General features: G+C 67.0%; 16 protein-coding genes. 14 read left to right on the forward strand and 2 right to left on the reverse strand.

The annotated features are described in order from the left end of the window. Positions 1-207: 207 nt before the first annotated feature. Positions 208-1,188, reverse strand: coding sequence for an EamA family transporter (locus H9I49_RS24530; RefSeq protein WP_188031460.1), 981 nt, complete (start codon positions 1,186-1,188; stop codon positions 208-210). Next, on the reverse strand, positions 1,185-1,817 hold the full coding sequence (locus H9I49_RS16375; RefSeq protein WP_188031461.1) for a TetR/AcrR family transcriptional regulator: 633 nt from the start codon (positions 1,815-1,817) through the stop codon (positions 1,185-1,187). The genes H9I49_RS24530 and H9I49_RS16375 overlap by 4 nt, the downstream gene beginning before the upstream one ends. A gap of 594 nt (positions 1,818-2,411) precedes the next feature. Between H9I49_RS16375 and H9I49_RS16380 the strand changes: the two genes are divergently transcribed. From H9I49_RS16380 to H9I49_RS16445, 14 genes are all read left to right on the forward strand, one after another. After that, positions 2,412-2,678 carry a hypothetical protein gene (locus H9I49_RS16380; protein WP_188031462.1) on the forward strand — a complete coding sequence of 89 codons (267 nt, stop codon included), beginning with the start codon at positions 2,412-2,414 and terminating at the stop codon, positions 2,676-2,678. A 5-nt stretch (positions 2,679-2,683) separates the two neighbouring features. After that, positions 2,684-3,088 (forward strand): hypothetical protein, encoded by a 405-nt coding sequence (locus H9I49_RS16385; protein ID WP_188031463.1) that lies wholly within the window; start codon positions 2,684-2,686, stop codon positions 3,086-3,088. A gap of 3 nt (positions 3,089-3,091) precedes the next feature. After that, positions 3,092-5,734 (forward strand): ATP-binding protein, encoded by a 2,643-nt coding sequence (locus H9I49_RS24535; RefSeq protein WP_188031464.1) that lies wholly within the window; start codon positions 3,092-3,094, stop codon positions 5,732-5,734. Further along, entirely contained in the window at positions 5,734-7,893 is a 2,160-nt protein-coding gene (locus tag H9I49_RS16395; protein WP_188031465.1) for a hypothetical protein, read from the forward strand. The genes H9I49_RS24535 and H9I49_RS16395 overlap by 1 nt, the downstream gene beginning before the upstream one ends. An 88-nt stretch (positions 7,894-7,981) precedes the next feature. Then, positions 7,982-8,569: a hypothetical protein gene (locus H9I49_RS16400; protein WP_188031466.1), complete on the forward strand. Its 588-nt coding sequence runs from the start codon at positions 7,982-7,984 to the stop codon at positions 8,567-8,569. A gap of 6 nt (positions 8,570-8,575) precedes the next feature. Beyond that, a complete protein-coding gene (locus H9I49_RS16405; RefSeq protein WP_188031467.1) occupies positions 8,576-9,670 on the forward strand; it encodes a M23 family metallopeptidase in 1,095 nt (364 codons plus the stop codon). Positions 9,671-10,360: 690 nt separating this feature from the next. Beyond that, a complete protein-coding gene (locus tag H9I49_RS16410) occupies positions 10,361-11,464 on the forward strand; it encodes an endo-1,4-beta-xylanase (RefSeq protein ID WP_223128810.1) in 1,104 nt (367 codons plus the stop codon). A 365-nt stretch (positions 11,465-11,829) separates the two neighbouring features. Then, on the forward strand, positions 11,830-12,462 hold the full coding sequence (locus H9I49_RS16415; protein ID WP_188031468.1) for a TetR/AcrR family transcriptional regulator: 633 nt from the start codon (positions 11,830-11,832) through the stop codon (positions 12,460-12,462). A gap of 390 nt (positions 12,463-12,852) precedes the next feature. Then, complete coding sequence (locus H9I49_RS16420) at positions 12,853-12,990, forward strand: hypothetical protein (RefSeq protein ID WP_188031469.1); 138 nt, start codon at positions 12,853-12,855, stop codon at positions 12,988-12,990. A gap of 2 nt (positions 12,991-12,992) precedes the next feature. Next, the gene (locus H9I49_RS16425; RefSeq protein ID WP_188031470.1) at positions 12,993-14,468 is read left to right on the forward strand and encodes a GH1 family beta-glucosidase; all 1,476 of its coding nucleotides are present in this window, start codon (positions 12,993-12,995) and stop codon (positions 14,466-14,468) included. A 729-nt stretch (positions 14,469-15,197) separates the two neighbouring features. Then, a complete protein-coding gene (locus H9I49_RS16430; protein ID WP_188031471.1) occupies positions 15,198-16,544 on the forward strand; it encodes a sugar ABC transporter substrate-binding protein in 1,347 nt (448 codons plus the stop codon). A 116-nt stretch (positions 16,545-16,660) separates the two neighbouring features. Next, positions 16,661-17,476: a carbohydrate ABC transporter permease gene (locus H9I49_RS16435; RefSeq protein WP_223128811.1), complete on the forward strand. Its 816-nt coding sequence runs from the start codon at positions 16,661-16,663 to the stop codon at positions 17,474-17,476. Between the two features lies 1 nt (position 17,477). Continuing rightward, entirely contained in the window at positions 17,478-18,374 is an 897-nt protein-coding gene (locus H9I49_RS16440; RefSeq protein WP_188031473.1) for a carbohydrate ABC transporter permease, read from the forward strand. A gap of 355 nt (positions 18,375-18,729) precedes the next feature. After that, positions 18,730-21,099, forward strand: a complete 2,370-nt coding sequence (locus H9I49_RS16445) for a glycoside hydrolase family 3 N-terminal domain-containing protein (RefSeq protein ID WP_188031474.1) — start codon at positions 18,730-18,732, stop codon at positions 21,097-21,099. Positions 21,100-21,379: the final 280 nt, after the last annotated feature.

The following is a 21,379-nucleotide window of genomic DNA, read 5'->3' on the forward strand; positions in this document are numbered from 1 at the left end:
GCAGGCGAGCGTGCCCAGATCCGAGCCACCTCCACGGTGCGCCTCCGAGCCCGGGGCGCCCGCGTCGACCCAGACCTGTTGGACTGCATGGAACCCCTTACCGAGGAGAAGATTCAAGCCTTCGAGGAGAACGCACTGGCCGGTTGCCTGCGGTCGTATCCGCGACAGACCTGGACATGTTAGCGGTACATGCGGAGTCCCCTGGGCCTAAGCCGGTTCAAAGGGTCGAGGTGCGGCGGAGGGGGCGGGTCGGCCTGCGACCGCCTTCCCTCGTGAGGTTCGGTTCGTGCCCGGAATGGTGGTGACGACGAGGCTCACAAATAGCAGGAGCAGGCCCACGCACGCCGTGGCATTGAGGTGTTCGTGCAGGACGATGACGGCGATGAGGGCTGCCGCGGCCGGCTCCGCCAGGGACAGGGTCGTCGCAGTGCTCGCACTGACGCGGGCCAGACCTCGCCCGAACAGCACGTACCCAAGGAACATCGGGACGACGGCGAGGTAGCTCGCGACCGCCAGGTTTACGCCCGAGGACAGGATGGGGCCGCCGGTGATGAGCAGGACGGGCATCAGGAGCAGACCGCCGGCGCCGAAGATCGCGCCCATGGTCGCGCGGCTCGGCACCCCGCTGCGGATCACGCGTGCGGCGCCCCACGAGTACAGGGCGTAGGTGCCCCCGCCGAGCAGACCCAAGCCGATCCCGGCCACATGGGCCCAGCCGTTCGGCAGACTCGTACCCGTCGCGGCGGAACTCACTGACGGGTGTGCCAGGGCGAGTGCGATCACCCCGGCCACACCGATGACCGTGCCGACGACCCAGCGCCGGGACAGCCGAGTGCCGTCCATCAAACGTTCGATGAGGGCCGCTGCTGGTGGCGCGGACCCGATGGTCACGACCGTGCCGACCGCGACGCCAGCCAGACGCATCGAGGAGTAGAACGCCAAGGGAAAGATGGCGACCGCGAGGGCCGACATGGTCAGCGTCCCGCGGTGAGCCCGCAGTCCGGCACGGTGCTCGCGTAGGGAGCCCGCGGCGACAGCCGCCTGCAACAGACCTCCGATGCCCATGGCGGCCGCGCCGATGCCCAGGCCGGACACGCCGGGCGCGAACGCGGCGGCGGTGCCGGTCGTGCCCCACAACACCGCGGCGAGCAGAACCGCGAAGGCGCCCGAGCCCGCGAACCTCCTCACGTCGTCTCCGCCGTCGTTGAGGCCGTCGGTGAAACGGGGAAGGTCGCGGCCGTCTGGTCGACCAGTTTCAGGGCGAGGTCTCTCGCGCGCACCAGCAGGTCGGCTCGCCCCTCGAGGCCGGCGCGGGCCATCGCCCCCTCAAGCGCGAACGACAGCTGTAGCGCGAGCTCGTCCACGCGATCCGCGGGGAGGGTCTCGATCCGGGCAAGGTGCTCGGCGACGAGCTGCTCCACCTGCTCCTTGTGGTGACGAACCTGCTCCCGGCCGGGCGCACCGGCAGGCAGCTCGGCGGCGGCGTTGAGCAGGCCGCACCCACGGAAACCGTGTGTGTAGGCCGCGTTCGCGTGGTCGACGTAGGCGTCAAAGACGGCGCCGACGCCTGCCCTTCCGCTGCCGTCGGTGGCGGCCAACCGCGCGCTGTAGAGCTCGAGCCATTCCTCGTGCCGCTCCTGCAGGTAGGCGAGCACGAGCTCGTCCTTGGAGGCGAAGTTGTTGTACAGGCTCATCTTCGCCACCCCCGCCGTCGACGTGAGGGTGTCGATCCCCGTCCCGCTGACACCGTGCGCGTAGAAGCACTCCGCGGCGGCCGCGAGCAGCCGCTGTCTGGCCGAACCTGGCTTGGTCCCCATGATCTCCTCAATTGCTAATAGGTAGACCAGTCTACCTATTTCGGAGGGGCGGCGCCAGCGGGTGCCGTGCGACCGCTGAGCCGCGGCGTGGAGCACAGTTCAGAGTCTTCGAACAGAGCGAGCGTCCACATGGGCGCCCTCGCCATAAGGCCGACGGCGGCAGTAGCCCTAGTCTCAGCTCCAGTCTCATTCGGGCAGCATCGCCTTCGTTCGGGATGGTTCGCTTTCAACCCACCGGAGCGTGGGCGATGCTCGGAGTACCGCCGCGAACGCGCAGGAGCAGATCTCGAAAGAGTGTGCGTGCGGGCACCGGACCGCGGGTTCAAGTTGCCCCGCTGCATTCGACGCGGAACTCCCGGCCGCGAAGGTCAAGTTCGCCCTCGTCCACCGATTATCGGTCTGTGAAAGCCGCTACCAATGGGTCCCGTGGTGGCATTGGGGCTCATGATTCCTGCCCTCGTCAGTCACTTGTCGCAGCGGCGTGTCCGACCCGTGGCCGAACATAACGGTCGACTCGCGCGCTTCTCGCGAAACGGTCACAGTTGGATGTGCTGATCGGGGGAGAGTCCCCCGCCCGAAGCAAGGAGTCACACCATGCAGACCCTCACGACTCTCGCCGCGCTGCCGACGGCCGAGTACGGCACGTCGGGGCTCGTTGGCTGGCTTCAGAACAACGCCATCCCGCTGGTGATCCTGCTGCTGGCCATCACGGTCTTGTGGGCAGCGCGTGGTGGCAACGTCGGCAAGGGCATCACCATCGTGGCGGGCCTCTTTCTGGGCCTCGCGGTTCTCGGCATCGCGACCGGCACGAATGCCTCGGACATCGGCGCGTGGTTGGCTGGCCTGATCCGCGGCAGCTGACCATCATGCGACTTCCGGATGACGACGAGCTCTACGAGGTGGACCAGACCTACCTCGGCCCGCCCGGGCGCTACATCGCGCCGATGCGGCACAAGGCGATCTTCGCGTGGCTCGGGATCGCACCGCTCGCCTTCGTGATCGCCCGCCGGGTGGGCATGGAGTTCAGCTTGCTCAGTGTGGGTCTGCTGCTCATCGCGACCGTCTGGGTCGCCATGGTCCTGGCCGACCACGCGACGCCGGAGCGCCCGATCAGCGCGATCGCGGCCTCGTTCTGGAACGACCTGCGCGCTCCTCGTGCCGATCGGCGGGTCCGAGGGGCGTCAGGGGCGGCCTTCGGTCGGGTCCGGCGGCCGAAGGGCGTGCTGGGCCGTTACGTCGCCCGTCGCCCGACAGGAAACTCGGAGGACTGAACCGTGTGGAGCCTCTTCAAGAAGCGTGAGGAGCGACGAACCCCGGTTGGCGATCGGGCGCAACACCAGGGCCGTCAGGACGACTGGGCTCTGCGCGCGGTGGTCAACCACGTCACCTTCTCCGGCAAGGGCTCGGACCGGATGATCGCCTGGTACCTCGCGGACCCCCAGACGTGGAGCTTCCGGTCCATCGAGGAGGGCGAGGGTCTCATCTACGACCAGGCCGTGCAGCTGGCCGAGCTCGTCGGCACCACGATCTACTGCCGGGTCACCACCAGGCCGTACCCGGTGCACCACTGGGCTGCAGCGGCATACGCCAACGCCCCTGAGCCACAGCCCGGGTTCGACGAGATGATGCGCCGCGACCAACTGCACATGGCGCAGCACACGCAGGCCGACAAGCTCGTCTTCTACGGCGTGGACCTGGGGGAGCGGGGCGTCGCGCTCAAGGCGCTGGGCAAGGTCCTCTCCGGCGCCGTCGACCGGGAGATGCAGGCCCTGGAGGAGCGGCTGCAGGCTGTCGACTCGATCATGGCCGGTCCCGGCATCGAGGCCGGCCCGGCCTCACCCAAGGACATGGAGTGGCTGCTCGCCCGGTCGTACGCCCTCGGCTGTCCCGTCCCCGTGCCGGGTCCGGACGAAACGGACCGGTACTCCCTCGACGAGGACGACCTCGCCGAGTTCGTCAACACCGCGTCGTGGACGGCCGAGCCCCTCGGCTCCTCGGTTCGGATCGCGACGACCGTCAACGACCAGCCGGTCACGAGGCACGTCGTGGTCCTCACCGTGGCTCGGGTGGGGGAGATCCAGATCCCCGAGAAGCACGAGCCGTGGATGGCCAAGTCCGACCGGCTCGGGTTCCCCGTCGAGTGGTTCTACCGGGTCGACCCGCGGGCACCGGAAGAGATCTCCAGGGAGATGACCCGCCTGACTAACCGGATCGACGGCCAGATGACGCACTGGCGCGACGAGCACGGCAAACGTCCGCCCAAGCAGCTGGCCCGCCAGGCCGACCGTGCCGCGGACGTCGAGGACGAGATGAGGACGGAGTTCACGGGCCTGTCGACCCGGACCCGTGGCTGGTACCGGGTCGCCGTTTCCGGCGCCACGGAGAAGGAGGCCCTGGAGCGCGCTTCGCGGCTGGTCAACCTGTACAAGCCCCAGATCAAGCTCGTGCGCGAGCTGGGGCAGTACCACCTGGCGCGCGAGTTCGTCCCGGGCGAGCCTCTGTCGAGCAACGCCCATGCCCGCAAGTTCCCGATCCTGAAGGTGGCAGCCGGTCTGCCGGCCATCACCGCGGAGGTCGGCGACCGCCGCGGCGCCCACATCGGCGAGACCGCCGGCCTGTCCTCGCGAGCGGTCTGTTTCGACCCGTGGTTCCTCACCGAGGTGATGGAGCAGGGCGGCCTGGTCCCCGTCGTGGGCACGCCCGGCTCCGGCAAGTCGATGTTCCTGGGCACCTGCTCGTACAAGTTCGTCCTGTCCGGCGTCCGAGGTGTGGCGATGGACCCGGCCGGTCGCCTGCAGAAGATGCTCAGACTGCCCGAGCTGGCGCCCATCTCCCGCAGCGTCGACCTCCTCGGTGGTGCGCCCGGCAGCCTGTCGCCGTATGCCGTGGTGCCCGACCCCAACCGCGCGCTCGTCGAGCTGGAGTCAGAGGACGAGCAGGACTTCGCGACCAAGCTCGAGCTCGCCGAGAACGCGGCGCGGTCGACGCGCAGGGATCTGGCGTACGAGACGCTGCGGTGGTGCCTGCCGCTGTCCATGGGTCGTGATGCGGCCGTGCAGTCGAAGCTGCGCGCCGCGATCACCGCCTCGCCCGACACCCGGTACTCCTCGGCCATGTCGGTCGTCGAACAGCTGCAGCGCGGCGACTCCATGTCACAGGACGTCGCCAACGAGCTCGTCGCGGCAGCCCAACGTGAGCTCGGCCGGCTCTTCTTCCACGCACGGACCAGGACCCCGACCCACCTCGAACGCGCCGAGGAAGCCCGGTTCACGGTCTTCAACCTCAAGGGCCTGGTCAAACCGGACCAGTCCGTCGACCTGGAGGACTACACCCCGGAGGAGCTGCTCTACCGGCCCATCATGGCGCTGGCCGCGTGGTCATCGCTGCAGCTGATCTACCGGGGCGATCCCCACGAGCGGAAGCTGTTCGTGCTCGACGAGGCGCAGGAGGTCACCGAGGGCTCGGGTGCGGGTCGCACCCTCGTCTACAAGCTCAGCTCCGACTCACGCAAGAACAACTGCGCAGCGCTGGTCGCGATGCAGAACGCCTCGACCGTGCTCGGCGCCAACAACGTCAACAACTTCGTCGGCGCGGCCCTCGTCGGCCGGACCCAGGACATTCAGGCCCAGCGAGATGCCCTGAAGCTGCTGGGCAAGCACGAAGGGATCGGTTACGAGGAGATCCTGGGCAACCTCTCGCCCCGTGGCCGCCGCAGCGAGGAACGGCTCGGCTTCCGGGAGTTCATCTACCGCGACGGGCTCGGCGGTGAGGGCGGCCGCGGCGGCATGGAGAAGATCCGGGTCAGCCTGGCACACCACCCCGAGCTCTTCGAGGCACTCAACACGACGGCCTCGCCCGAGAAGCGTGCATCCCGGCTCGCCCAGCTCCCGGCCCGGGACGAGGAAGGAGCCGCGTGATGCGGCGCCTCGTCCCGGCTCTCCTCGTGACCCTCGCGATGCTGCTCGGGCTCTCGGGATCCGCCTCGGCGGCGCCCCAGCGCGCTCCGGTCTCGGCTCCGGTCTCGGCTCCGGTCTCGGCTCCCGCCGTCGGACCGGACTGCAAGGGCGACCCGCCGCTTCCCTCTAACCCGAACGGGCACATCGCCGTGCGGCCCTCCAGCGTGTCCAGCGCGGACCCGTTCACCAGCCCGGGCGTCTCGATCCAGTCGGTGTACGGCACGAACTACAAGTGGTGGAACTACGACAACGGCTGCTCACCGCAGGACGGGATCATGCCGAGCCTCGGGGCCAACCTCGGGAACCTCCTCGGTCTCGAGCTACCGGGGCTGCTTCCGTCCTGGGGGCAGGGCCTGTTCTCACTCGTCGTCGACCCATCCAGCTGGATCGGATCCCTGGACACCACGGTGGCCGGCGTGACCGCCTCCACCGCCGCAGGCGTCTGGTTCCCGTGGCTGAGCGTCGCGATGACCCTGGTCGCCATCGTCACCCTCCTCCGCGCCCGCCGCGGCTACCTGTCCGGCTCGATCAACGCGGTCGTGTGGGCGCTGCTGGTGCTCGTCGTCACCTCGTGGGCCGTGCGCTACCCGATCGAGTCGGTCAAGCTGCTCGACGACGGCGTCCAGACTGCCGTCGTCGCGGTCGCGGACGGGTTCGACAGCGCAGACTTCGTCGGCCCCGTCGCGCCCCAGTCCACCGACGACAAGGCCGCTGCCGCGAAAGAGACGCTCGACCGCCAGTGGGACACCCTCACGCGTGAGACCCTCTTCCGGTCGTGGGCCGAGGGCGTGTTCGGCGACGCGGACGGCGCGACGGCGCGCACATACGCTCCCGGTCTCTTCAAGGCAACCCACTTCAGCTGGGGCGAGTACGACACGTACGCCCATGACCCGGCCGGCGCCGGCGCGAAGATCGTCGACGCCAAGGCGCAGGCCTTCCGGCAGCTCGCCGACTCGATCCAGCGGGACGACCCGGTCGCGTACGACTACTTCACCGGCAACCGGTGGGGTGACCGCATCAGCATGGCGCTGCTCAGCTTCGTGTCGGTGCTCATGGTCGCGCTCTTCCTCGTGGCAGCCGGAGTCATCGTCGTCGGGGCGTACGTGCTCATCCGCCTGCTCCTGCCGTTGACACCGGTCGCCGGTGTCGTCTTCCTCGTCGACTCCACCCGAGACGTCGCCCTGGCCCTGTTCAAGAAGGTGGTCAAGCCCCTGGTCATGGGGCCGATCTTCTTCCTGGCCGCCCTCGTGGTCCTGCGCTACAACGTGGGGATCCTCCGCTCGGACCTGCCTGACTGGCTCAAGCTCGTGCTGGTCTTCCTGGTGGCCTACATCGTCTGGAAGATGCTGCGGCCGACCGCGCTCATGCCGAGGGTGCGGCTCCCCGGTGGCAGGTTCCTGTCGGGCTACCTCGGCTCACGCACCGGCACCCAACGCGGTCAGGAGTCCGCCCTCGAGGAGGGACTGGAGAGGGACGCGCCCCGGAGCGGCCCGGAGCGACAGCACCCAGTGCACTATGCGGCCGCGCTGCCGGCCTCTCCACCGCCACTCTTCCTCGGGGATGCGCGCGCCCCTGAGGATGTCGGCCCGGTGACGGCGAGCGTCTACGTCGACGCCGCAGCGCCAGCCCTGGAAGAAGGCACCGAACGCACCGTACGCGGTGCCGTGCAAGGCACCGTACGAGGCACCTTCGCGCCGCGGGAGGTGGCAGTGGGGGCCCGCATACCTGCGGTTGTCGGTGGGCGGTCGGCCCGAGCGGTGTCAGCAGCTCGGCCGACCTTCACCCGGATCGGGGCTGGGTCGGGTGGAGTCGCCCACGTCGGCGCCGAGCCGTACGTCGGGCGTCACCCCGCTGACGTGACCGATGACGAGCCCGGCCCGAGGCTGCCCGCCCGCCCGTCGGCGCGCAGCACCGCCGATGCACCGACCCTGCGCGGGCCGTCGCCCGCACGGGCGGTGGAGGGACGGGTCCTCGACGACGACCTCGCCGGCGCGCCGCCGGCGATCGATGCGGTCGATGACTCGAACCTGACCTACGACAGCGCCGGCCGACCGGTCTTCGTCGTGTTCACCCCGGCTGGGAACGCCGCCCCGGATCGGAGCCCTGCAGGTGCGTCCTAACCGTCGACAGACCCACGGCGTCCTCTGGGATGTCGTCGCCCCGTGGGTACGCTGGCCTCTGCACTCGCCGCGAAGACTGTTCACCGTCGTGGCCGCCATGGTCCTCGCCGTCGCGCTGTGGCAGGCGCTCACCGAGCCCTCGACGGAGCCGGCAACCACGTCCGAGTCGTCCTCGAGCTCAACCCGAGCGCCGGCGGCCACGTCGGCGGGCCCGTCGACCCTGCCGCCAACGGCCGACCCGACGGTCCCGTCATCTGGGGCCTCGAACCCGGACGACGCCACGGCTACGCCCTCGGTCTCACCATCTGCCATTGCGACCGGGCCAACCACGGGCACCGCCGCACCAGCGGTCCCGGCGGGCGCGCAGGAGGCCGCCAGCGGGCTCGTGACGGCCTGGGCCCGGCCCACCCTCCCCGCGGAGCAGTGGCTCGCCGGCGTACGGGGATACCTCACACCCGACCTCGAGCGTTCGATGGCCTACACCGACCCGTCCCGGATCCCAGCCAGCAAGGTCGCCGGCCCGGCCACGATGGTCCACGTCGCACCCGACGGGACCGCAGCCTCGTTCGAGGTCCCCACCAACGCCGGAGCCATCCGCGTCGAGGTCGTGCAGATCAAAGGGCGCTGGCTGGCCACGGACATCGTGCCCGCAGCCGTGACTGTCCCCGGGGACTGAGCCGAGATGTGGACGAGCCTGCTCCGGGCGGTAGGCCCTCGCCGGCTGGCCCGGGGCCTGGTCGGCGGGCTCGTCCTCACGAGCCTCGCCGGCCTGCTGGGACTCACGGTGCTGCTGGGCGCCATCGCCGGGTCCAGCGCGAGCAGCGAGAGCATGGCCCCGGCATCCTGCGTCGTGATCCCCACGCCGGATCCGGCGACCGCCGCCTCGGCGCCGCCGCGAACCTCCGCCCGCTGGTCGGCCGAGCAGCTGGGCAACGCCAGGATCATCGCCCAGCGAGGGCAGGCCGCGAAAGCAGGCGCCAACGGCGTCATCGTCGCCCTCATGACCGCCATGCAGGAGTCCTCACTGAGGAACCTGCCCCGGGGCGACCGCGACTCGGCTGGCCTCTTCCAGCAGCGACCCTCCGCCGGGTGGGGCACCCGCGAGCAGATCCTCGACCCCGTCAAGGCGAGCGACGCGTACTACGGCGTCGCCGACCACACGCACAACCCCGGCCTGACCGACATCCAGGGCTGGCAGCGCCTGCCGCTGGGCGTGCTCGCCCAAGCGGTCCAGCGCTCGGCCTACCCGACCCTCTACAACCGGTGGGAGCCCGACGCCCGAGCAATGGCCCAGTGGCTCCTCTCCGGAGCAACCGGAACCCTCGACTGCACCGGCGCCAACAACCCCGCGCAGGTGTCGGGGTCCTGGGCGCACCCGCTCGCTCCGGCGCCCTACGCGCTCGTCAGCCCGTTCGGAATGCGGCTCGACCCGGTCACCGGCGCGTGGTCCATGCACCGCGGGCAGGACTTCGCCGTCCCGATCGGAACCCCCGACCGAGCAGCATGCGACGGCGTCATCGACCGCGTCGACCCGGCGGACGCCAACGGCGGCGGCATGCAGACCGACCTCGACTGCGGCGGCGGCATCGTCATCAAGTACATGCACCAGAGCGCCTTCAGTGTGCGGGTCGGCAACACGGTCAGGGCCGGACAGGTCATCGGCCATACCGGAACCACCGGGCACTCCACCGGCCCACACCTGCACTTCCAGATCAACATCAATGGGCAGGCCACCGACCCGGTCACGTTCATGCGCCAGCGCGGCATCCGGTTCTGAAAGGACCGATCGCCGGGCACGTCCGCGCCAAGGCCCCAGACTGCCGGAGCGATTCGGCGAAGGGGTAACGCACACGCTTGGTGGCGCACGCTGGTGCGCGAAACTGTTGCACTTGATCTAAATTCGCCTTACGCTCTGGGGTACCGGCCAGACAACGCTGTTTTGGAGGTGTCCTCGTGCGTACCACTGGCGCACAAGCATGCGAGAGCGGGCGATGGGGCGGGCCCGGACGGCCCAAGACCGGGCGCACTTGCTGCGCCGTGGTCGCGTATCTCTACGAGGGCCGGACGCGTGAGGAACCGTCCCCGCAGCCGCTACCGGCATCGCGCGGCAGAGTGGCTTCCGAAAGACCCGCCGCGGCAGCACCGATTGCCGGCAACGGGCATCAGCGCCGTCACGACACTGAGCATCTCTTGCGGACATCGTGCGGCGCACGTCCGAGGCACGCCACGAAGCGGTCACGTGACATGGCGCCGGGCGGAGTCGCGCGCTTGCCCGCGGTATGTCAGAGATGACGCCGCTTCTCCAACTTCGTGGCAGCGCCAAACCAGCGGCACCACGGCTGTGGCGCAATCGAGTCGGCCATCCCGGGCACGGAATCACCTTCCCGTAGTCAATCAACCGAAGGAAACAGTAGTGAGGATTCGAAGAAGTGCGGCAGCGCTTGTCGCGGTCAGTCTCGGATTGACCATGTCGGCAATCGCCTTCCAGGGGGCAAGCGCTGCGACGACGCAAAGCCCGACCGAGGCGCTGACATCGGCGGGTGGCGGGGACGGCATCGGCACGCTGCGCGAGGAGGCGGCTAAAGCCGGCATCCTCATTGGATCTGGGGCCATCAAGGCCATGACTACGACGACCGATGGTCGGCCGCCGAACTACCTCTCTGACCCACAGTTCCGGAACGTGCTGGCCGAGCAATTCAACAGCCTGTCGCCAGAGAACGACCTGAAGTGGATGTTCGTACAGCCAAAGGAGGGCGTGTTCGACTTCGAGGGGCTCGACCGACTGGTCGCGTTTGCCAAAGCGAACGACATGGAGGCGAAGGGGCACGGCCTCATCTCGGCCTGTTGCAACCCCGACTATCTCGTGGCGAAGATCGATGACCCGGTTGCGTTTCGCGCCGCGATGGTCAAGCACTTCAACAAGGTTATGAAGCGGTACAAGGGCAAGATGGACCGCTGGGACGTGGTGAGCGAGCCGCTCACGACCTTCGGTGGTCAGGGCCTTCAGCAAACCGACTTCTACAAGGCGCTGGGCCCGGGCTACGTCGCGGAAGCATTTCGGATCGCTCACAGTGCGGACCCGAAGGCATCGCTCTACCTCAACGAGAATCTGGTGGAATACTACCCGGAGAAGCGGCAAGAACTGTACGACCTTGTGTCGGGGCTTGTTGCTGATGGGGTTCCGATCGATGGCGTCGCGCTGCAGATGCACGAGACGCTCCAAGCGCCTCCGCCCGGTGTTATCACCGAAATGGTGAACTTCTTCCATGCCCTAGGCCTGGAGGTCTCCATCGCCGAGCTGGACGTGCACACCTTTGACCCCCTCAGCCAGGCGCAGATCTACGGCGCCGTGGTCTCGGAGGCGCTCAACGCCGGAATCACCGACATCAGCTTCTGGGGCTTCACGGACAAGCATCTCTACACGTGGCTGCCTGGGGCGAAGCCGCTCATCTTCGATGAGTATTACAACCCCAAGCCCGCATACTTCGCCGTCCGTGACGCTCTCCGGAACTTCGTGCAAAAGCGCGGATCTTCTCCTCCGGCCGCTCGGCAGGCTGTGCTGCAGCAGTGAGTCGAACCTGCACTCAATCGGGCGCGCGCAGGGTCGCGAGCGAGACCCTTGTGAGGAACTGTCATTCGATCGATGGAAAGGGGACGCGAGTTGAGCAGGGGAACCAACTCGATCTACGTCACTGGCCCGGTCGGGCAGCGATTTGACGGGTGCACCGCGCTGAGCGTCCGGAACCTTCGAGTTTCAGACGCTCAGTGCGGTGCAGTGACTTGCGCGGCAAGGCATCCGTGTCTGACGCCGTCGACACTGCTGTGCCGACGGTCGCGATTCGGGACCAGCGCCGGCATCGCCGCGCGAGGACATGTGGCCGCTTACGCGAGCCGGGCGCTGCCCCGTGGCCCCGTGGCCCGACTATGGTGCTCAACATGACTGGGACGAAGCAGACCCGCACTCGGGGCCCTTACGCCAAGTCGGCCCAGCGCTCCAAAGAGATCCTCGACGCTGCCACGACTGTCTTTGCAACGAACGGCTACCGGGGCGGGTCCTTGCGCGACATTGCCCGTCAGTTGGACCTGAGTTTGACCAGCATCGTGCACCACTTCGGCACGAAGTTTGCACTACTGGAAGCCGTCCTCGATCGCGCCGACCAGACCGTCGGCACCGGGTTCGCCGACTACGACTTCGACGCCGACTGCACCGAGCGGGGGGTCGCTCTCGCCACACTGTCGCGGGTGCGGTCCAACCTCGACCGCCCAGAACTCCTGCGGCTGCTCGCGATACTGGCGGCGGAGGCATCCGTCCCCGATCATCCCGCACACCCCTGGTTCGTCAACCGATACCGAACCCATGTCGAGTCAATGACCGCGGCCTTCGCATTCGACCAGTCGAAGGGCCGAATCGACACGGCTCGCGATCCTCGAATGCTGGGCATGTTGCTCATCGGAACATGGGACGGCGTCCAGCTCCAGTGGCTGATTGATCCCACGATCGATATGGAAAGTGCCATGCATGCCTTCCTGACCTGGGCGATTCCCGAGGCGCTGAGCGTTTCGACGTGACCGAGAGCCGGGTCGCGAGGTCTCGTCGCTCCGGGCCAGTGCGATTCACTCGAATGGCCAGTTCAAGCCCACGTCAGCGTGGTCACGCGGATGACGCCCGACCATGCCGGACGGGCCTCGCAAGTGGCGGAGCATGAACGCCGTGGCCGCGGGGGCCGCGGGACGACCTCCGCTTCGACATCCGCGCCCCGACATGGGCTAAAGGGCAAAGCGTGGACGATCTGCGCAGCCGCATGGTCAGATAGAAACTCGAACACCTGCTATATTTTTGCATGGGCACGCGACCACATCCGACACGACCGCAGCAGCACGCAACGATCGCGATACACCACGCCCGTACCTCTCGATCCTTCCTGCGGCACACCTGCTGCATGTGAGGCGAGAGTTTGCGTGCAGCAGCGAGCAACCTGCGGCACCGAGCACCTCTCGAGATCGAACAGGGCCCGCGTCATCAAGCTCGCCGCGACCGGCCGCAGCCGGCTCGACGCTGCCCGCACTCGGCTCCTGCACTCGTTCTGGAAGGGTTGACCATGTATCAAGACTGGATTTCACCGGGCGAGCTCGTCTTTCCGCCCGGGTTTGTCATCGGCGCCGCGACGGCCTCGTACCAGATCGAGGGGGGTGTCGAGGACGGTGGCCGAGGTCCCTCGATCTGGGACACCTTCACCCACACACCCGGGACGACTGCCGACGGCGCGACCGGAGACGTGGCCGCGGACCACTATCACCGCATGGTTGCTGACCTGGACCTAATGGCGTCGCTCAACCTGGATGCCTACCGATTCTCGATCTCATGGTCCCGAGTGATGCCCGCCGGCGAGGGGGAAGTCAATCCCGAAGGCCTGTCCTTCTACTCGGATCTGGTCGACGGGTTGATCGCCCGAGGCATCAAGCCCATTGTCACGCTCAACCATTGGGATCTCCCGCAGGCGCTGGAGGATCGCTACGGCGGGTGGCGGGGTCGCGAGACCGCATACGCCTTCGAGAAGTACGCCGAGGTTGTTGGCTCAGCGCTCGGTGACCGCGTCGCCATCTGGTCGACACACAACGAGCCTTGGAACAACTCGTACTCCGGCTATGGCAGCGGCTCCTTCGCGCCCGGCGTCAAGCACCATGGCGACGCACTCAGAGCGGTGCACCACCTCAACCTCGCGCATGGGCTCGGCGTTGCCGCCTTGCGCCGAACCGTCACCAATCCAGGGGCCCAGGTCTCGGTCGTGCTCAACATCTTCCGGATAGAGGGCGAGACTCCCGGCGATGCGGAGGCGGTGCGCCGTTTCGACGCGGCGGCCAACCGAGCCTTCACGGGGCCCATCCTTCGCGGGGCGTACCCCGCGGACTTGATCAAAGACATGCAGCCTTTCACCGATTGGAGCTTCGTGCTCCCTGGCGATCTCGAGATCTGCCACCAACCGATCGATCTTCTCGGAGTGAACTACTACGAGGTCATGCACGTTCGCGTGAATCCAGACTTCCGCCACGGGTCCGAGAGCCCCGGTGGCACGTCCTTCCCCGGTTCGGAACGTGTCGAATTCGTCAGGCGTGAGGGTCTGGAGCGCACGGCCATGGATTGGGGCGTGGAGCCACGAGGTCTGGAGGATCTTCTCCTCGCCCTCTCGGAGGAGTTTCCCGGGTTGCCCCTCATGGTGATGGAAAATGGCGCGGCCTTTGACGACACGGAGGTCCGTGGGGGCGAAGGCCGGCTGGTGCTTGATATCGACCGGACACGGTTCCTGCACGACCACGTATCGGCGACCCACCGCGCGTGGCGACGGGGCGCAAACGTCGTGGGCTACCTCGTCTGGTCGCTCCTCGACAACTTCGAGTGGGCTGAAGGCTACGGTCCTCGATTCGGTGTCGTGAGGGTCGACTACGACACCTTGGAGCGGATCCCAAAACTCAGCTCCTACTGGCTCGCCGCACTCTGCGGCTCCCACGTCGTTCCGACGCTCCGACGGCATCATCAGCAGCGCCTCGACCCGCTCGGTGCAAGCATGAAGGGCTGATTGCGCTCGACGATCTCAGTCGGCCCTCCCCGCCCCGTTGAGGGGAGGGGCAGGAGTCGATCTCCGGGTCCTGCGGTCGGCGGCCCCAAGCACTCTTCTTCTACGGTTTCGCATGTGTCGATCGGTTCGGTCCAGCAGGCGGTGGGATCCCGGTCGGACGAGCGTCACGGCTGACGTCTCCCGCGGCTGAGGATTCCCGGGCCAACGCCTGGCACCCGGCCTGCGTGGCCAGGAAAGGGCTCACGTGACGAGCGCCATCCCGCCGAGACTGTCGCCCGGTGGGGTCAGATCGTCATGGCCGCCGTACCTGGGTCAGCAAGGACTCAGGGCAGCAACGCCGGTGTCCCAAGGCTCCTGAGTGTTGGGACAGGCGGCTGGGTCATCCGGGCCGTCCAAAGCTGGACGCCGCGAAGCAAGCCGACCGGGGACGTCTGTGCTCAGGGCATGACGGGGAGCCACTGTGCCTTCCGCAAGCGTGTCGGCAGGACTGAACGAAGCCCGCCTGCCCAGCCTTGCGCCCGCACAGGCCGTCCGCTGCGTGGCCGATTTTGTCTGGGCAAGACACGACCGGCCGCCGCGATGAGGGTGGGTCCTGACGGTCACGCCAGCTCGTCCGCACGCCGGGACATCGAGGCTCAGCAAAATTGTTGCAGTCGTACTAATTTGAGTCTACGCTGTGCCCAAGGGCGAATCGCTAGGTCTGCCCGTCATGTTTTCAAGGAGGTCAACATGTACCGATCAGTCGGCGGTCGCGCAGTCGCCGTGACACTGGCGGGCGCCACCACGGTCGCCCTGCTGACGGCCTGCACCGGCACCGGCGGTGGCGCGGGCTCAGGCGGGACGGGCGCGGCGGGGAAGACGACGGTCACGCTCATGGCGGGCGCCCAGGATCTCACTCCTGAGCAGATCGCTGAGTTCCAGAAGCAAAACCCGAACATCACCGTCAAGTTGATCGTGAATGACGCCACACGCCTGAACACCATGCTGGCATCCGGAAATCCCCCGGACCTCGCCGTTGGTGGCGCGGTGGGTAGCGCGAACATCAATGCGCGTGGTCTCGCCACGGACCTCACGCCGTATCTCAGCAAGAGCTCAGTCCTCAAGGAGGACGATCTCGCGCCGGTCAACAACAGCTTCCGTTGGGACGGCAAGCAGAGCGGCAAGGGGCCGCTCTACGGGATCGTCAAGGACTGGAGTCAGGACGCCGGCCTTTGGTACAACACGGAACTTTTCGACAAGGCGGGCGTTCCACATCTCAGCGCGACGGAGGCCGTGAGCTACGACGAACTCCTGAACATCGCCAAGAAGCTGACCGTCGCCGAGGGAGGCAAGACCAAGGTCCATGGCTTGGGCCTGGAGTGGGCATGGTCTCTGTACGGGCCGATGTCAGCCATGATCATGCAGCAGGGCGGGAAGCTGTACAACGAAGACTTGACGAAGATCGATTTCAACTCGGAGCAGGCCCGTCGAGCCTTCCAGTGGTATGTCGACTTCGCTCAGGCGAATGTCGGTCCGACGTCCCTGAGCCCCCTGCCGGATGGCTCCGACTTCTCCACATTCGCGGCCGGTCGAATGGCCATCACCCAGGACGGGTACTGGTTCGGCGGCAACTTTGCTGGCGCCGATGCTGCTCTGAAGACCGTCAAGATGGCACCTGCCCCGGTCATGGGCGACAAGCGAGCCAACCCGACCTACTCAGGCCAGGGCTGGTGGATCCCGGCGAAGGCCAAGAACAAGGATGCGGCCTGGAAGCTGATGGAGTACTACATGGCGGGACCGCCGGCTCAGGAGCGTGCCTCGAGCGGCTGGGGCCTTCCGGGGCTCAACTCCCTGATGTCCAAGCTGCCCCAGAAGCTGCCCTACCAGAAGGCGGCTTACACCACCGCACAGAATGAGCTCCAGTTCGCAGCCGCACTGCCCGACTCCCCATACATCAACACCGAACTGCTGAACACCACCATCGACAAGTACCTGAAGCTCGCCATCACCAAGGAGAAGAGTGTGCAGCAGGCGTGCGCGGCACTGACCGAGGAGCTCAACGCCAAGCTCGCGCAGGGCAAAGAGCAGATCGGCTGACCGCCATGGCTCGCAAGTGGACTCGGTCACCAAGATGGGCCTTTTACTCCTTCGTCTCGCCGTGGGTCCTCGGATTCATTGTCCTCACGGCGGCACCCATGGTGTACGGGTTCCTTGTGAGCCTTACCAACTTCGATGGCAGTTCGCCGCGCTGGAGATGGGTAGGCCTTCGCAACTACTCGGAACTCCTGCATGACAGTGATGCGCTCTCGGCACTTCTGCGCACTCTTGCCTTCACCGCCATCGTGGTGCCTCTCAGCGTCGGTGGCTCGCTCTTTCTGGCGGTGTTGATCAACCGGCGGCTGAGGGCAGTGGGATTGTGGCGCACAATCTTCTTCCTGCCCTCAGTCGTCCCGGTTGTCGCGATGGCCATCATGTGGAAGCTCGTCTTCAACAGGGACTCCGGGGTTCTCAATTCGGTCTTGGCCTATGGCGGCATCGAACCGATCAACTGGTTGGGCGGCCCGACAGCCTTCTATGCGCTGATCGTCCTGATGCTCTGGGGCGTTGGCGGCGGGATGATCATCATGCTCGCCGCGCTCCAGGGGGTCCCTGTCGAACTCGAGGAAGCGGCGACGTTGGACGGGGCCGGTCGCTGGACCGTGTTCCGGCACGTGACGATCCCTATGATCTCCCCGGTGGTGCTGTTTGCGGTGATCACCGGTGTGATCGGGGCGCTTCAGGTCTTGGTCCAGCCATTGCTGCTGACCAGCGCCAGCGGCATCGCGGGAGTGGGCACTGTCCCGGACAGCAACCGCTTGTTCATGGTGCAGGTCTACCAAGAGTTCTTTTTGAGCAACCGTTTCGGCTACGGCTCAGCGATGCTGTGGACCTTCTTCGTCGTGGTGCTCGGTCTCACCATTCTCCTGATGCGATTCAGCCGAACATTCGTCTACTACGAAGTCGACGCCGACGCCGAAGGGGGCCGGTGAAATGGCCGTCACCGATCGACCGGCTCTCCGTGAGAGAGCACTCGTCACCCAGCCCAGCTCCAAGCTGCGCAGGCCGCGGTCCAAGGACAAGCAGGCGTGGGCGTACGTTGCGATCTTGGGCCTTTCCGTATTCTTCGTGGGGCCGTTCCTCTGGTTGCTGCTCGCTGCACTGAAGACGCCGGCGGAGTGGGGCTCCGAGCCCTCCATCCTCCCGAAGGAGGCTCAGTGGGGAAACTTCACGGCTGCGCTAACCGATATGGACTTCGTCGGGTACGCGGGAAACTCGTTTTTCTTGGCACTCACCTACTCGGTCCTCATCACGTTGTCCAGTGCGGCAGTGGGCTTCGGATTCGCGCGTTTCCGGGCGCCGGGAAAGGGCGCGCTGTTCATGATCCTGGTCTCGACGATGATGATCCCTCAGATTCTGACTCTCCTCCCGACCTACGTGATGTTCTCCAGGATCGGCCTCATCAACACGTACTGGCCGTGGGTACTGTGGGGCCTGGCCGCGTCTCCGTACCTGGTCTTCTTGTTCCGACAGTTCTTCGCAGCGATACCACGCGAGCTCGAGGACGCAGCAATTGTCGACGGCGCCGGCTGGCTCCGAATCTTCGTCCAGATCTTCCTGCCGCTCTCGCGTCCGGTGCTGATCACCTCCTTCGTACTGTCCTTCACGTACATGTGGGGCGACTACATCGCCCCAGCACTATTTCTGGATCTGGACCGCACCACGTTGTCGGTGGCGATCACGGCGTGGTATCAGGACCCAGCTGGCAATGTCATTCCGACCGTTCAGGCGGCGGCCGCCAGCCTGTACATCTTGCCCGTCCTGCTGATCTTCTTCTTCGCTCAGCGCTTCTTCATCCGCAGCACGCTGGGATCCGGCGTCAAGGGGTGACCCGCGGTGCTGCTCGTAGCGCCACGAACGGCGATCGTCAGCGGGCCCGTTTCCAACCCTCGTCGGTCTCACCACCCACTGCACACACACGCGTCGGTGAGACCGACGAGGGAGGCAATTCGAGGGCCGGCTCGAATCAGACTTCATGCCCCTGACGCGCCCGATGAGGAGCCGCCGCGTTAGATGCTGACCGAGCCATAGTCCCCGCCTAGGTTGGCCGCTCGCTGTGGCGCCACTGTCTTGTGCGGTCCGTGTGCGCACGGCCGTCATGCTGGCTGGCAGCCGGGTTTCACCCCGCGCACGCCAGGGCCAACCAGCCTTGAGTACCTCTTGAGCAACTGCAAGGAAATGGAACATGACTGACATCCGTGACCTCGTGTCCCGCCTCGACGTGGACCAGAAGATCGGTCAGATCCAAGGCGTCATGCCGATGGATCTGGTCGACTTCTCCAAGCTGACGGACCCGGTCGGGGACCCGCCCGACCTCTCCAAGGGTTACCCCTACGACATCGACCGGCTACCGCTGGTACGGCCCCACGGGGTCGGCCACCTGTCACTGGGGCAGCAGTTCACACCCGACCTGGCGGAGCTCCGCCGGGCGCTCGAGCGGTTTCAGGACGTCGCGCGTGACCTGAGCCCGTTCGGGATCGGTGTGCTCGTGCACGCCGAGGGTGTCAGCGGCTTCGTCCACCCGCAGGGTTACCAGTTCACGACCCCCTGGGGACAGGCGGCAACGTGGGATCCGTCGGTCAGTCGCCGTATCGGTGAGATCGCCGCACAACAGGCGCGGGCTGTCGGAATCCACCTGTTCTTCTCCCCGGTCTTGGATCTGGCTCGGGATATCAGATGGGGCCGAGTCCACGAGACATACGGCGAGGATGCGGAGCTCGTCACACGGATGGGCATCGGATTCATTCGGGGAGTCCAGGATGACGCCGGCGACGGCGGCATCCTTGCCACAGGCAAGCACTTCCTCGGTTACGGCACCTCCGTCGGCGCGCTCAACCAGGCCTCTACGCAGCTCGGCCGCCGAGAGCTGGTCGACGTGCACGCGGAACCCTTTAGGCGCGCGATCGCCGAAGCCGGCCTCTCGGTGATCATGAACTCGTACAACGACATCGACGGCGTGCCGGCCGCGGCGAACCGCTGGCTGCTGACTGACCTGCTGCGCGGCCAGCTCGGCTTCCACGGCCTCGTGGTCAGCGACTACGGCGCACTGTCGATGCTGCACCAGACCTATCGGACCGCTCCCGATGCCGGACATGCTGCTGCCCAAGCGCTAGAGGCGGGCCTCGACGTCGAGTTGCCCAGCGGCACGACCACGAGCAACCTGCGTCCCCTGATCGAGGACGGCACCATCTCGGAGGTGGTCCTCGACCGGGCCGTCACGAATGTCCTCGAAATCAAAGCCCAGCTGGGGTTGGTCCCGCACATCCGTCCCGCGCATCCGAGGCATTCGTCGGTGAGGGTCAGCAAGGCGGCCGCCGCCCAGCATGGGCGCGCGACAGCGGAAGCGAGCATCACCTTGCTCGCCAACGACGGCATCCTGCCCCTCGCGGCCGGGACCGCCAGGGTTGCCGTTGTCGGGCCCGCCGCCGACGAGATCCGCGTCCACTTCGGCGCGTACTCGACCGTGTCCGAAGCCGAGATGGCGCATTCGCTGTATCTCATCGCCAATGGTCAGCTGCCGGGGGTCAGCGGAGCCCCGGACGTGTTGCCTGACCTGTTCCAGACGCCACTGCCCGGCATAGAGCCCATCTTCGAAGAGTTGGCGCGCGACCTGCATCCCGAAGCCACGACTGTCGCGGAAGCGGTGCGCGCCATCGATCCCGCGTCCCAGTACCTGGCTCTGGGTAGCCTCAAAGCGGACGCTCCCTCGATAGACGTTAAGGCCGTTTCGCAGGCGTTGGCCGACCTGGACGTCGTTATCGCCGTGGTCGGTGAGCGCACCGGGTGGACGGGGAACAACACGTCGGGCGAGGGCAGGACCACCGCCAACCCCGCCCTGTCCGGGAACCAGGAGGAGTTCATCAAGGCGGTCCGCGCCGCGGGCAAGCCGGTGGTCACTGTGGTCGTCTCCGGCCGGCCACTTCTCCTCGAGGCGGTGCACGAGGCCTCTGCCGCAGTGGTTCTCGCGCCCTTGCTGGGTCCGGCCGCTGGGCCGGCGATCGCTGACGTCCTTTTCGGTGTTACCGAGCCCGGGGGCCGCACTCCGTCGACTTTCCCCCGCCACGGTGGTCAGATTCCGATGTACCACGGCCACCCCCTTGGCAGCGGCCACGATCACCCGACGTTGCCGCGGCATGGTTATGTCGACCTGAAGGACAGCAGCCCGTTGTACCCCTTCGGTCACGGTCTCACCTACACGTCGTTCGATCTCGCCCTGACTGACGTAACCGTCACGGCGGACACGCTGCACGCCCGTGCGGCGGTGCGAAATGTCGGCAAGCGGACGGGGACCTCTGTCGTGCAGCTGTACGTGCGCGACGAGGAGGCCACCGTGGTTCGCCCGGTCCGTCAGCTCGTGGACTTTGGGCGGATCACCCTCGCGGCCGGCGTGAGCGAAGACGTCGACTTCGTCGTGCCGCTCCGCCGCCTCGCCTACACCTGGCCCGATGGCCGGCGAGGACTCGAGGCCGGACAGGTCACTCTCCTGCTCGGGCGGTCCAGCGCAGACATCTGTGACCAGAGAACCGTGGACGTGCCGCAGATCGTTCTTGCATAGACGCCGTGCGCAGATCGTTCTTGCATAGACGCCGTGGCGGCACCGAAGCCACGAGCCGGGGCATGAGGCGACGCGACGGAGGCGGCGGGCCAGCGTCTGGGCAGGGCGCCGCGCCGGCCAAGCGACTCCGGCTGCGGCCGCGGAGGCTTCATGCCCACGACGGGTCGATCCGCCGAAACTGTAGCAGGCTGTATAGCTTTCGCGGTGCGCGCGGCACACGTCGCACGGGGTTCCTCGGCTCGTCAACAAGAACCTGCCGGCGATGCTGAACCCCAGGAGG

This window comes from Terrabacter sp. MAHUQ-38 (genome assembly GCF_014518425.1).
GTDB lineage: Bacteria > Actinomycetota > Actinomycetes > Actinomycetales > Dermatophilaceae > Terrabacter.